The sequence below is a fragment of the Hanstruepera sp. CR43 genome (assembly GCF_055227665.1).
On the sequence record NZ_CP200078.1, the window covers coordinates 3,138,806 to 3,152,473 of the forward strand.

The window sequence follows — 13,668 nt, forward strand, 5'->3', positions numbered from 1 at the left end:
GTTGTCTAGTTTGGTACGCGTAATAATTTTTGATCTTCCAGGTACTGCTTCACGGCAAGGAGTGCCGCAATCTGGGCTTCGGCTTCTTGTTTGGCTTTTATGGCTTCAGGTGAATAGTGTTTTTTCACAAAATGCGTATCGAAGTTACCGGAACGGAACGCTTCGTGTTCGCAAACAAATGTGCCAAACGGGAGGGTGGTTTGAATACCCTCAATTTGGTAATTTTCAATAGCCTTTATCATCAATTGGATGGCCTCATCACGAGTACTGCCATAGGTAATTAATTTTGACAGCATCGGGTCATAATAAATTGGAATATCCATGCCTTGCTCAAATCCATTGTCAACACGAATATTATCACCTACAGGTAATTGGTACACATCTAAATGCCCAACACTGGGTAAGAAATCATTCAATGGGTCTTCGGCATAAACCCGCAATTCCAAGGCATGACCATGAATGCTTAAGTCTTCTTGTTTGATAGGGAGTACTTCACCTCGTGCTACGCGAATCTGTTGTTCAACTAAATCGGTTTGCGTAATCAATTCCGTAACCGGATGCTCAACCTGTAATCGAGTATTCATCTCGAGGAAGTAGAAGTTGTGCTTTTCATCCAATAGGAATTCTACGGTTCCAGCACCAATATAATCACAGGCTTTAGCCACTTTTACAGCGGCTTCACCCATTTGTGCGCGCAATTCTGGAGTCAGAACAGAGGACGGTGCTTCCTCAACAACTTTTTGATGTCGACGTTGAACACTACATTCCCGTTCAAAAAGATGTATAACGTTACCATGGGTATCGGCCATGACCTGTATTTCAATATGTCGTGGTGATGCCACGTATTTCTCAATAAATACGGAGCCATCTCCAAAGGCGTTAACCGCTTCACTAATGGCACGATTCATTTGAGACTCAAAATCGGCTTCTTTGTCCACAATACGCATGCCTTTTCCACCACCACCTGCAGAGGCCTTTATTAAGATTGGAAAACCAATGTCCTTGGCAATTTTCTTGGCTTCAGGAATGTCCGTAATGGCTTCATCGGTTCCAGGAACCATGGGAATGTCATAGGCTTTAACAGCTTCTTTGGCTGCGAGTTTACTACCCATAATTTTGATAGCCTTACTTTTGGGACCTATAAATGTGATATTGTTGGCTTCACATAATTCGGCAAAGTCCGCATTTTCTGAAAGAAACCCATATCCAGGATGTATGGCATCCACATTCAGGTCTTTAGCCACCTGTATAATTTTATCACCTAATAAGTAAGATTGATTGGAAGGCGCTTCACCGATTAATACGGCTTCATCTGCATATTTAACATGCGGCGCACTACGGTCTATCGTCGAATAAACGGCAACCGTTTTAATGCCCATTTTTTTGGCGGTTCGCATCACACGGATAGCAATTTCACCTCTATTAGCTATTAGTATCTTCTTCATATTATTCAAATTCAATTAATAGTTGATTTTTATCTACAGCATCACCTTTCTGCACACTAATGGATTTAATAACGCCATCACGCGGTGATGTCAACACGTTTTCCATTTTCATGGCTTCCAGAATCAGTAAGCTGTCATCTTCTTTGACTTCCTGGCCTTCCGACACGTTAATATCTAAAATCAAACCAGGCATCGGTGCTTTGATATCATTCACGTGTTTGGAAGCACCCACTTCAAATCCCATATCTTTGATTAGCTGATCCAGTGCATTAGTAATAGCCACCGTATAAATGGTGTTATTCACTTTCACCGAATAGGTTTTGTTATTGAAGTCGGTTGTTACAATTTCTGCTTTGTAGGATTGGTTACCTTTTAAAACATGAAATGCCTTTTCATGGATTGAAACGGCATCGAGCGATTGAATATTTTCTGAAGAAATTTCAAAATGATCTGCATTGTTTACAGACGCTTTAAATTTTGTCATGAAATACTATTTTAGAGTTGTAAAGGTACACAATCTAAATAGTTTAAAGGAATCGAATTTTATAAATTCTTGCTAAATAGCTATAGCTTAAAATGCGAATTTTCCTGATGACGCTTGATGGCACTTCGGGACAGCACAATGCCAACGGCCAAAGATACAAAGGCCCCAACCCATACACCGGGAATGAAATCGATGAACAAAAAGAAATCATAGGCGCCGTGAAATAGAATTGCCAATGAGAGTCCAATCAAATTCAGTTTAACACTGTTTTCTGAAAATTTGGCCTTGCCCATATAATAGCCCATTAATATGGCAAAAGTAGCATGAGCCGGAACGGCTGTAAACGCACGTAACAAGGCAACTTGATAACCGCCTTCCAAAACATAGAATATATTTTCGGTGGCTGCAAATCCCATGGATACCATAACCGCATAAATGATACCATCATAAGGTTCATCAAAAGCGGTACGGGTTTGCGCATAGTAGCGCACAATAATATACTTACTGAATTCTTCTGTGAACCCAACAATGAAGAAGGCTTTAATAAATTGCTCGAATATGCTATAGTCTTCTGGAACAATGATAAAATCGAAAATAACATATAGGAGCGTGGTAATAAAAATGCTCACAAATGCACCAAACAAAAAACAAAATAAGAGTAGCGGTAAGGGTTCTTTATCATATTTATCTTTGACATAAATATATAGAACTATGATGGCTACAGGCGCTATTGATAAGAGTATAAGTTCCATGCTTGAAAATTAGCAAAAATTAGTTTTGTTCCATGCGTTTTTTAATGGCGTCTAAAACAAATAGGTAATAGGCTTCATTACTAGCTACAAAATGACCATTGGTATTGCTATGCTTCAAAAGGGTAATAAACTCTTCTGTACTAACCAGCTTTAAGGCCTCTACTTCATCGGGTTGAGGTGTTAGGGTGTTCAGGTCTTGTTTGAGCTCCACAATAAAAGTATGATGAAATTCATTGTCTGTAATACCATTGTCATACGATTGAAAACAGGGGAACACGCCAATTTTTTCTAAATCATCTAACGTGATACTCAAACCAATTTCCTCTCGGGTTTCGCGAATAGCAGCGCTTTCAATGGTTTCACCGGCATCTACATGACCAGCTACCGAAACATCCCACAACAGCGGACAAATCGTTTTGCTGGCGGCACGTTGTGCTAATAAAATGTCACCACCCTTTGTATATAACCAGATGTGTGCGGTATTATGATAGAAACCCTGTTTGTGAATGTCTGATTTTAAAGCCGATTTCCCAGTAGGCTTTCCAAAAGAGTCAACAATGTCTATGAATTCATCCATAAGTAAAAAGCCTCATTTTAGAGGCTTTATATTTATTCGAAATAGGAAAACGTTTCCCCGTCCTTAATTTTCAATAAGGTTTCATAAATCAAACGAATCACGTTTTCAACATCATCCTTATGAACCATTTCCACCGTGGTATGCATATAACGCAGTGGTAAGGATATCAAGGCTGATGCCACACCACCATTACTATAAGCAAAGGCATCGGTGTCAGTTCCTGTAGCTCGTGATAAAGCCGAGCGTTGGAATGGAATCTTCTTGTCTTCGGCAGTATCCGTAATTAAATCACGTAATTTTTGTTGTACGGCAGGGGCATAGGCCACTACAGGTCCGAGACCAATTTCCAGATGACCTTCTTTTTTACGTTCAATCATGGGCGTAGTCGTATCATGGGTCACATCAGTCACAATGGCTACATTCGGCTTTATAGTTTGCGTAATCATTTCAGCACCACGCAGGCCTATTTCTTCCTGAACCGAATTGGTAACATACAGACCAAAAGGCAGTTTCTTTTTATTCTCATGGAGCAATCGCGCCACTTCGGCAATCATAAAGCCACCCATACGGTTATCTAGAGCGCGACAAACAAACTTATCTTTATTCAGTATATGGAATTCATCCGGATAAGTAATCACGCAACCCACATGAACACCCATTTTCTCTACTTCAGCTTTATCCTTAGCACCAATATCAATTGTAATATTATCCAGTTTTGGCGGTTCTTCTTTGGCACGATTACGTGTGTGGATAGCAGGCCAGCCAAACACCCCTTTGATAATACCTTTTTTGGTATGAATATTCACAATTTTACTTGGTGCAATTTGATGGTCACTACCACCATTTCTAATAACATATATCAAGCCATTGTCAGAGATATAATTCACATACCAGGAAATCTCATCAGCATGGCCTTCAATAACCACCTTGTATTTGGCTTTGGGGTTAATGACACCAACAGCCGATCCATAAGTATCGGTTATAAACTCATCTACATACGGTTTTAAATAATCCATCCATATTTTTTGCCCGTCCCATTCATAACCTGTTGGGGCAGCATTGTTTAAATATTTCTCCAAAAAGTCCATCGACTTTTTATTGAGTACACTCTTTTTTGCCATGTTTCATTATTTTGGACTAAAATAATAATATTAATAAGATTTTAAGGTTATAGAGGCTGTAAATTGTTAATTTTGAGTGTCGAAATTGGAATGATTTTAGTTGATAGGATTGCCATGAACAGATTGTTGTATATATTTTTTTTAATTCCTGGTTTTTTACTGGCTCAAGTCCATGAATTTGAGCAGGATTCTACCGATGTACAATACATTATCATTGAAGGCGATTCCATACCGCATACCGCTATTAACCTTAATGAAGTCGTCTTACTGCACAAGCTGAAATTTGATAGCAGTGATGACCGCAGACGCTATTTAATTTTAAGACGCAAGACCGTCAAAGTGTATCCCTATGCCAAACTGGCTGCCGAACGATTGCAGACCTTGAATGAGCGTATCGCTTCTATGGAAAGTAATCGGGATAAGAAAAAGTACACCAAAATCATCCAGAAATATATCGAAGAGGAGTTTTCTGAAGAACTTAAAAAATTGACGCGAACAGAAGGGCAGATACTTGTCAAACTCATCCATAGGCAAACCGGTCAGACTACCTTTGATTTGGTCAAAGATCTCCGGAGTGGCTGGCGTGCGTTCTGGTTTAATAATACAGCTAAATTATTCGATATTTCCCTCAAGGAAGAGTTCGATCCCTGGGAAAACAAAGAAGACTATTTAATTGAAGATATACTACAGCGTAATTTTCAAAGTGGACGCTTGGAAGAACAGCAATCGGCTTTGGACTTTGACTTTTTGGAACTCACCCAAAAGTGGCTGAATGAAAAGGACAACCCATAATGCGGCACCAATCTGATTTAGAAGAACAACTCAATGCCATTAGCCATGGAATAGGGGCTATGTTGGGTATTGCAGCGTTGGTCTTATTGATTGTTTATAATACCCAACAAACCGAATGGGGACTCTTCAGTGTCATTGTTTATGGTATTTCCATCATTGTCCTCTTTACGGCTTCCACCTTGTATCATGCTATCAAACGGGAAAAGCACAAACATTATTTTCGGGTGCTGGACCACATCAGTATTTATCTGCTCATTGCAGGAACCTACACACCCGTAACCCTCATTGCTTTGGAAAACAGTTATGGCTGGCCTATGTTTTGGGTGGTCTGGGGCATCGCGGCTTTGGGGCTGATTTTAAAAATATTCTTTACGGGTAAGTTTGAGGTCTTTTCGGTGTTGTTATACCTTGCTATGGGCTGGCTGGTGGTTTTTGATTTCAGCTATTTGTCCGAAGTTATTGGGCCTAATGGGGTATTATGGCTGTTTGCAGGTGGCTTGGCCTATACATTGGGCATTGTATTTTACGCCATCGAACGCATTCCTTACAATCACGTCATCTGGCATTTGTTTGTATTGGGCGGTGCTATCTGCCACTTTTTTATGGTGTTCTGGTATATTATTTAAGGTCCGATTCCAGCAGACAGTAAATAATACTATCCAAAAACTGACCGTTAAAGAGGTAATTCTCTCGAAAGTGGGCTTCTTTTTTAAATCCAAAATTTACTAATAGCTTTTCGGAATTGGCATTGTTCGGATTGATATTAGCTTCAATACTATGCAGATGCAAATCATTAAAACCAAAATCTATGAGTCTGGTCATGGTCTCGGTCATAAAACCTTTGCCCCAAAACTCGGGTTTCAGACTATACCCAATCTCACCACGGCAGCTCTCTCTAAAAAAGCGCCAGTAACCAAAATACCCAATAAACTCATTGGTGGCTTTGTCAACAATAGCCCAGTTAATCCCGGTTTTATCTTTAAACGAATCCTGATTACGTTTGATGGCTTCCAATGAATCGTTGATGCTTTCATGTTTGTTGGAATCCATGTGCGCCATCACACGTGCATCGGTTTTTAGATAGAACATATCAGCGGCATCACCCGCATTAAAATTGCGATAGTACAGTCGTTCACTTTCCAGTTCTGGAAAGCTTTCAAAAACAGCATCATTAATCTGAAAACTCATATCAGGCAACTTTAAAAATAATTAACAGATATCCCTTATCTTTGTGTTAGACAATTTTAATTTTCGGTAAATTAAAAATTTATGAAACAATACAGCCTCCTTTTACTTGTTTTTTTGAGTGGTGCTATACAGGCACAAATCAGTTTTGAAGATCAGGCATCCGATTTGGGTATTCAACTGTCCTGCGGAACCACCTATTTAGGTAATGGCGTATCGTTTTACGATTTCGATAATGATGGTTGGGACGATTTAACCTTGAACACCGAGTTTGGTCAGGAAATCCGATTCTTTAAGAACAATAACGGGACCTTTACGGAGATATTCCCGAACATTCCTTATTTTGAGTATCAGACCAAACAGGTTAACTGGGTCGATTATGATAATGATGGCGATAAGGATTTGTTTGTCACCAGTGATTACGAAGGCAACAGACTTTTTGAAAACACGGGGAGTATGACTTTTGTAGATGTTTCTGTTAGTAGTGGTATAGACACCACCAATGAATTCTCCTATGGTGCCTCCTGGGGCGATTATAATAATGATGGTTATTTGGATATTTTCGTGTCTAACAGAACAGCCCTTCACAACAATATTTTATATCGAAATAATGGCGATGGTACCTTTACCGATGTCAGTCTGGAAGCCGGTATTTCAGCTTCGGGTCATGGTTCGTTTTGCAGTGCCTTTATTGATATAAACAACGATGGCTTTCAGGATATTTACATTTCCAACGATAGACCTCTAAACCCAAATATTCTGTATAAAAACAATGGCGATGGCACATTCTCCGATATCAGTGTATCTTCAGGAACCGATGTCACTATTGATGCCATGACGGTTACGGTGGCCGATTTTAACAGCGATGGCTGGTTTGATATTTACATCACCAACGGACCGATCGGTAATGTCCTGTTTAAAAATAATGGCAATGAAACCTTTACAGATATTGCGGTGTCATCAGGCACAGTTTTCAATAGTGTTAGCTGGGGCGCTTCCTTTATGGATGCCGAAAATGATATGGATCAGGACCTCTATGTTTGTGGTGAGTTTGATGCCAGCCAGACCAATTTTTTACTGGCAGCATTTTATACCAATAACGACGATGAAACCTTCAACTTGAGTAACGAGTGCTTCCCAGATGATAATCGGGCAGCTTACAGCTCAGCAGTAGGCGATGTGGATAATGATGGCTATCCAGATTTGATTGTCACCAATAGTTTTGATCAGGATATCTTTTTCTGGAAGAATACCACACCGCAAACCAATAACTGGGTCAAGCTGGAATTGGAAGGAACGGTTAGTAATCGTGATGGTATTGGATCTGTTATTGAAGTATCCGTCAATGGTGAAAAACAATATGCCTACACCCATTGTGGCGAGGGCTATTTATCGCAGAACTCCGCAACAAAAATCATTGGTACCGGAACTCACACGGTGGTCGACTATATCAAAGTGACCTGGTTAAGCGGTATTGTGGATATCCTATATGACGTGCCTGTCAATCAAAAAATCGATTTGGTAGAAGGTACCTTCCCAGCATTAAGCGTTTCAGAATTCGACTTGCAAAACATCACATTATACCCAAACCCAGTGAATGACAACTTGGTAGTAACTCTAAAAGATGATGCCACAGTTGAGATTTATACCATTCTTGGAAAACGCATGATGACCACCCATGTTTCGGGTCAGGCTAACAACCAACTCGATGTGTCTGCTTTACCATCAGGTATGTATCTGGTCAAAATTTCCGCAAATAACGGGCAAACAGTCACCAGGAAGCTTATCAAAAAATAAGTATTTATATTATAGCGTCAGTTCGAGTGAATTTCACGATTGAAATGAGTGGAATTAGTATCGAGAACCCAAAACGCTAAAGCCATATCCATCGGTTTGTCATCCTGAACTTGATTCAGGATCCAAATAAATGCAACTAACACAAATGGATTCCGCATCAAGTGCGGAATGACAAGATTCGGCGAAGTCAATGACAAGTATGTTAAAACCCTATTCCTGCGCAGCAGAAACAGAATGACCTACCAAATCTAGATCAGTATGCATTATTAATATAAATCAACCTATCTAGGTATTCCATCTAGACTAAATCCATGCTATCGTCAGTATATAAGCATACATACCGTTAATAATTTTTGAAGCCTTGGAGAAAATTTAGGTATGGATGCTTGGTTTTTCGGTTTATCGAAAAAATACCTACGATAGCAAAAGCACCTTTTGGTTCTTTTGTGTGCTTATAAAAGAACATTAAAAGCCACACATCAGTTCGAATATTCCAAACTCGAGTGTCGGAAAAGTATCAATAAAAAAACTAACTCTTTATCACATCCTCATACTCCCCAAAAAACGCCTCAAACAAACTCATTTTCTCATTAAAAAACACCATCACTTCCTGCCAGCTATTCTTATTATGAATACTCACTTTAGCTTCCAACGGCATATAAATACGTGATATTTCCTTACCATTATCCAAATAAAAGGTTTCTTCATAAATAGCTTCAGGCAGATACTCATCCTGAAGAATACTTTTAAGCGCGACTAACTTCTCCCAGTAATTAATACGGTTTTCCAGATCACTTTCCACATCCAAGGACACCAACGCCTGTTTCGTATCAAAATGAAACTTAAAACTAAAACCCTTTATTTTGGTATTATAGAGCAGCCACTTTCTGGGGAAGGATTTCCCAAAACTAATCCAAAATGTTTCACGTAATTGTCGGCTTTCTTCCTTACTGAACATAGACTAGATAAAATAGGCAATAACAATAGCGGTTATAATAGTTAAAATCTTGGTCAGATTAAACTTATGCCCTTCGTTGCTTTCAAAGAGAATGGTGGTGGAAATATGTAAAAAGATACCAATCACAATGGCCGAAATTTCATTGTAATAGCTTTTAATAAACCCAATAGAATCCGAGAGATACACACCCAGTGGTGTCATTAAGGCAAACAAGATTAAAAACAGGGCAATCTTGACTTTCGATAACTGCGACTCCATAAAGAAGGTTGCCAGAATAATCGCCACAGGCAGTTTGTGCACAATAATGCCATAGACCAGATTCTCATGCGCTTCAATAGGAACCCCTTCCAAAATGGCGTGAATACTCAAACTGATAAACAACACCCAGGGGAATAGCGTTTTACTCTTATCCAGATGCATATGCCCATGTTCGGCACCTTTGGAGAAAAACTCCAGAATAATCTGAATGAGAATACCCACCATAATAAAGATACCCACGTTAGCATCCTGCTGCTCATACACTTTCGGTAAAAAACTAAAAACCGTAATCGATAATAAAAAAGCCCCACTAAAGGCCAGCAGCAGTTTTAAATGCTTGATTTGCGAAGGCTTTAAAATAAGCACGATTAAAAAACCGACTAAAACCGATAGGATGGGAAGTATATAATTCAGCATCGTTATTTAAAAATCATAATCAGACGTTCGGAAGTCTTGGCATCAAACTTACGCAATTTATAATCACCAAAAACATCCAGTAAATACACACCCGCTTTTTCAAACAAGGCCTCAAAATCGGCTAGGGTAAAGGCACGCACCCGTTCCTGATAATGATAGGTTTCATCCTCGTGTGTAAACGCAATATCCTTAACAATGTAACCGTCCTCATGGTAGCGCTTCAATTCAAAGGTAATGCCTTCCACCGTTTTGGTCTCCACAGGCACTAAATGGTTCATGACATATTCGGAGTTCATAAAATCAATCACCCCAAATCCAGTTTCGTTTAAATCGGCTTGAATGGCCTGTATGGTTTTCAGGTTATCGGCTTCATGCTCAAAATACCCAAAACTGGTAAACAGATTAAACACCGCATCAAAATGCTTCCCAAACGGTTGACACATATCATGTACCTGAAAGTGCAGACTGTCATTCTCAAACTGCTTGGCGTAGGCAATACTGTTTTCCGACAGATCGGCACCCGTCACATCATAACCCAAAGAGTTTAAATACACCGAATGCCGCCCTTTCCCACAGGCCAGATCCAATATGGTACCATGCTCGGGCAGGTTCAGGTAATTAGTCAGGTTATCCATAAACAGCTGGGCTTCATCATAATCCCGATCCTTATAAAGAATGTGGTAAAACGGTGTGTCAAACCAAGAGGCAAACCAAGCTGTCGTGTCTTTTGTCATAATAATTCCCATGAAACTAGGAATCTTTTAAGTTCCGATTCCCCAATCATGCCACAAAAATACTGTATTTTTGCAATCTATTTAATAGGAGTGATGGAGAATAATTTTAAAATGGTGGCCAAAACCTTATATGGTTTTGAAGAATTACTGGAAAAGGAATTACGGCAACTGGGCGCTATGGATATCCAAAAAGGTGTCCGTAACGTGAGTTTTGTAGGTGATAAGGGCTTTATGTACAAAGCCAATTTAGGCCTGCGTACCGCCATTAAAATCCTCAAGCCCATAGAATCCTTTTGGGTGAAAAACGAGGAAGACCTCTATAAAAAAGTCTATAACATAGACTGGTCCCCATATCTGAAACCCACAGGTTCTTTGGCGGTTGATGCTACTGTACATTCCAAACTGTTTACCCACTCCAAATATATTGCCCTAAAAACCAAGGATGCCATTGTCGATAAGTTTCGCGATACCACCAAGGAACGCCCTAATATCGACCTGCGTTTCCCCGATTTAAAAATCAATGTGCATATAGACCGGCAACAGTGTACCATTTCCCTGGATACCTCTGGCGAGTCCCTGCACAAGCGTGGCTATAAAACCGCCACCAATATTGCACCCATTAACGAAGTCCTGGCAGCCGGTATGGTCATGCTTTCCGGTTGGGATGGCCAGTGCGATTTTATGGACCCCATGTGTGGTAGTGGCACCATTTTGGCCGAAGCCGCTATGATAGCCTGTAACATTCCACCAAACCTCATGCGTAAGGAGTTTGCCTTTGAACGCTGGCAGGACTGGGATGTCGATTTGTTTGAAACCATTGAAGAATCCCTGTTAAAGAAAACCCGCGATTTCCATCATAAAATGATTGGCTACGACAAGTCACCATCTGCGGTTGCCAAGGCCAAAGCCAATATCAAGAATGCGCATTTAGACGAGTTTATCACCATCCAGCACGAAGACTTCTTTAAAACCCAGAAAGCAGGCGAGGGGAAGCTGCACATGCTGTTTAACCCACCCTATGGTGAGCGCTTGAATATTGATATGGAACAGTTCTATGCCAACATTGGCGATACCCTCAAACAAGGCTACCCAGGTACCGATGCCTGGTTTATTACCTCCAATCTGGATGCCCTAAAACATGTGGGTTTACGACCCTCTCGAAAAATCCATCTGTTTAATGCCAAACTGGAATCCCGCTTGGTAAAATACGTCATGTACGAAGGCAGTAAAAAGGCGAAGTTTAATGATTAGGTTACTTATGGGGTTTGTACATAAAAGGGAAGTTACCTTTTAATCACTAACTATTTTGTGTATAATTGACAGCATATAATCATATATAGGTTCTAATGTGGTTATTATTTTATTTTAATTAGCACAACGTAATCTGATAATATTTTTATTTTTTCTGTCAATGTCATATTAGAAATAGAAGTATTATTTGGTAAAGTTAATTTATAATCTAGGACATCAATTAGGTTTTTTAAATAACTAGACTTAATTGCATAATTCACATTTTCAGTAATATCAAGTTTTCTATTTACACCAGAAGATGTAATCCCAATTAAATTACCATCATAATCAAAAAGAGGTCCGCCACTGTTTCCAGGTTGAATTGGTACCGAAATTTGATAAGACGTTATATCGCCTTTGATTCCTGTTTTTGAACTTATTTTACCATCTGTAAATTTAATTTCAGATCCCATTAAAGAAAGTGCTAAAGGGTAACCAAGAGCAAAAACATTGATGCCAACATCTGAAATATTTGTCTTAAAATTATAAGGTAAATTTAAAAAAGGATCGAAGTCAGATGATTTGATTTTTAGTATCGAAATATCATTTTGTCTATCTGATTGAATAATTTCTGCAAGAAATGTTTGTTTTGTACCATTTCGTACAAATTCAACCTCAATTTCAGTTGCTTCTTCAACAACGTGATAGTTTGTTGCTATATATCCTTTTTTGTCTATAAAAAAACCTGTCCCATTTCCTTTCCAAGATGAACTTTGATTAACTATATCATTTGATAACTCACTAACATCTTGTTTAACAATTAAGTTTTCAAATAAAACTTCTTTTTTACCTGATAAAATTGAAAACCCAATATTATTACCTCTAAAAGCATAGAAATCGGAAGATTCAATCAGGTTTCCGTTTATTGAATAGTAGAATTTATCTGCAATTCTTAAAACCTTTAGCTGGTTTCGATTGTAATTTTCGTTTATTTTATCACTTTTTGTCCATTCTGCTATTTCAAGGTTAATTCCTTCTGTTCTTGCCCCAATTCTATAATAACCATTAGCACTTATATAAAAATAATAGTAGTTATCCCAATCCTTAAACCCCCAAATTAAACCATGACCATTATTTTTATCACCTGATTTAAAATCAATTATTGTTTCTATTGAGAAGTTGTCTGTTAAATTTAACGGAATGCTCAATGTTTGTTTAAAACCTGTTTCATTCTTTGTTTCCATTAAAAGTCCTTCATCTTCGATTATATTACTTTTAAATTCTTTTCCATTTTGGATTAATGGCCAATCATTAGTGTTTTCTTTAGAAGTGAAAGATTCATAAAAGATATTTTGACACTTGTTGAACTCATCACATTCTATGAAAAATTTGCCGTCTAATTCACCATTTTTGAATAAGAATTGACGATAAAGTTTGCCTGTTTCGTAATATGTCTTATATAAACCGTCATAATCTCCGTTTTTATATGATGCTTCTAATCTGATATTACCATTTTCAAACCAAATTTTATGAGTTAAGGTATTTCCATTATCATCGTGTAAGACTTCAAATTCCTTATTTCCAGATTTAAAATAACCTTTACTGAATCCAGTAAACTTTGATTTCGAATCATCGTACTTATCGATGTAAGTTGCTCCATCTATTTCAGATTGTAACTCACCAGACATAAAATAATCCATGACTTTGCCTACAGGCTCACCATTTTCATTAGTTGAAAAAATGCGATAAAATTCGGCATCGCTCTTTGAGGTACCCTTCCATTCAGAATCATAATAAAATTTTAGCTGTGTTTGAGTAAAAGATAGTTGGGTAATAAAAAGTCCAACAATCAGTATCAAGTTTCTTTTTTTCATTTTTATTTATTTACATTTCCCCAACTTTTAGGAAATTATTGATT

14 protein-coding genes are annotated in these 13,668 nt (G+C 38.5%); 4 read left to right on the forward strand and 10 right to left on the reverse strand.

Annotated elements, in window-relative coordinates; genetic code table 11:
* Positions 1–5: 5 nt before the first annotated feature.
* The 5 genes from accC to ACKXGU_RS14410 all read right to left on the reverse strand — a co-directional run bounded on the left by accC (position 6) and on the right by ACKXGU_RS14410 (position 4,379).
* Positions 6–1,445: an acetyl-CoA carboxylase biotin carboxylase subunit gene (gene accC, locus ACKXGU_RS14390; RefSeq protein ID WP_463465960.1), complete on the reverse strand. Its 1,440-nt coding sequence runs from the start codon at positions 1,443–1,445 to the stop codon at positions 6–8.
* A 1-nt stretch (position 1,446) separates the two neighbouring features.
* Positions 1,447–1,929, reverse strand: coding sequence for an acyl-CoA carboxylase biotin carboxyl carrier protein subunit (locus ACKXGU_RS14395; RefSeq protein WP_463465961.1), 483 nt, complete (start codon positions 1,927–1,929; stop codon positions 1,447–1,449).
* Positions 1,930–2,009: 80 nt separating this feature from the next.
* Entirely contained in the window at positions 2,010–2,681 is a 672-nt protein-coding gene (locus ACKXGU_RS14400) for a PrsW family intramembrane metalloprotease (protein ID WP_463465962.1), read from the reverse strand.
* A gap of 19 nt (positions 2,682–2,700) precedes the next feature.
* Positions 2,701–3,258 (reverse strand): NUDIX hydrolase, encoded by a 558-nt coding sequence (locus tag ACKXGU_RS14405; protein ID WP_463465963.1) that lies wholly within the window; start codon positions 3,256–3,258, stop codon positions 2,701–2,703.
* A gap of 32 nt (positions 3,259–3,290) precedes the next feature.
* On the reverse strand, positions 3,291–4,379 hold the full coding sequence (locus tag ACKXGU_RS14410; RefSeq protein WP_463465964.1) for a M42 family metallopeptidase: 1,089 nt from the start codon (positions 4,377–4,379) through the stop codon (positions 3,291–3,293).
* Between the two features lie 114 nt (positions 4,380–4,493).
* Here ACKXGU_RS14410 and ACKXGU_RS14415 point away from each other — a divergent pair, with 114 nt between their 5' ends.
* Together ACKXGU_RS14415 and trhA are read left to right on the forward strand one after the other, a co-directional pair.
* Positions 4,494–5,171, forward strand: a complete 678-nt coding sequence (locus ACKXGU_RS14415) for a DUF4294 domain-containing protein (RefSeq protein ID WP_463467443.1) — start codon at positions 4,494–4,496, stop codon at positions 5,169–5,171.
* Positions 5,171–5,797 (forward strand): PAQR family membrane homeostasis protein TrhA, encoded by a 627-nt coding sequence (gene trhA, locus ACKXGU_RS14420; RefSeq protein WP_463465965.1) that lies wholly within the window; start codon positions 5,171–5,173, stop codon positions 5,795–5,797. Before ACKXGU_RS14415 ends, trhA begins: the two co-directional genes overlap by 1 nt.
* Here the strand turns inward: trhA and ACKXGU_RS14425 are convergent.
* Positions 5,790–6,359 carry a GNAT family N-acetyltransferase gene (locus ACKXGU_RS14425; RefSeq protein WP_463465966.1) on the reverse strand — a complete coding sequence of 190 codons (570 nt, stop codon included), beginning with the start codon at positions 6,357–6,359 and terminating at the stop codon, positions 5,790–5,792. The genes trhA and ACKXGU_RS14425 overlap by 8 nt on opposite strands.
* An 81-nt stretch (positions 6,360–6,440) precedes the next feature.
* On the opposite strand from ACKXGU_RS14425, the gene ACKXGU_RS14430 reads away from it, so the two are divergent.
* Positions 6,441–8,153, forward strand: coding sequence for an FG-GAP-like repeat-containing protein (locus tag ACKXGU_RS14430; RefSeq protein ID WP_463465967.1), 1,713 nt, complete (start codon positions 6,441–6,443; stop codon positions 8,151–8,153).
* Between the two features lie 529 nt (positions 8,154–8,682).
* Here ACKXGU_RS14430 and ACKXGU_RS14435 read toward each other — a convergent pair.
* From ACKXGU_RS14435 to ACKXGU_RS14445, 3 genes are read right to left on the reverse strand one after another with little or no spacing between them, the layout of a single operon-like run.
* The gene (locus ACKXGU_RS14435) at positions 8,683–9,111 is read right to left on the reverse strand and encodes a DUF4268 domain-containing protein (RefSeq protein ID WP_463465968.1); all 429 of its coding nucleotides are present in this window, start codon (positions 9,109–9,111) and stop codon (positions 8,683–8,685) included.
* A 3-nt stretch (positions 9,112–9,114) separates the two neighbouring features.
* The gene (locus ACKXGU_RS14440) at positions 9,115–9,786 is read right to left on the reverse strand and encodes a ZIP family metal transporter (RefSeq protein ID WP_463465969.1); all 672 of its coding nucleotides are present in this window, start codon (positions 9,784–9,786) and stop codon (positions 9,115–9,117) included.
* Between the two features lie 2 nt (positions 9,787–9,788).
* Positions 9,789–10,520, reverse strand: a complete 732-nt coding sequence (locus ACKXGU_RS14445; RefSeq protein ID WP_463467444.1) for a class I SAM-dependent methyltransferase — start codon at positions 10,518–10,520, stop codon at positions 9,789–9,791.
* A gap of 93 nt (positions 10,521–10,613) precedes the next feature.
* Here ACKXGU_RS14445 and ACKXGU_RS14450 point away from each other — a divergent pair, with 93 nt between their 5' ends.
* Positions 10,614–11,771 carry a THUMP domain-containing class I SAM-dependent RNA methyltransferase gene (locus ACKXGU_RS14450; protein WP_463467445.1) on the forward strand — a complete coding sequence of 386 codons (1,158 nt, stop codon included), beginning with the start codon at positions 10,614–10,616 and terminating at the stop codon, positions 11,769–11,771.
* 104 nt (positions 11,772–11,875) lie between these two features.
* Here the strand turns inward: ACKXGU_RS14450 and ACKXGU_RS14455 are convergent, their stop codons facing one another.
* Positions 11,876–13,624 carry a trypsin-like peptidase domain-containing protein gene (locus tag ACKXGU_RS14455; RefSeq protein WP_463465970.1) on the reverse strand — a complete coding sequence of 583 codons (1,749 nt, stop codon included), beginning with the start codon at positions 13,622–13,624 and terminating at the stop codon, positions 11,876–11,878.
* Positions 13,625–13,668: the final 44 nt, after the last annotated feature.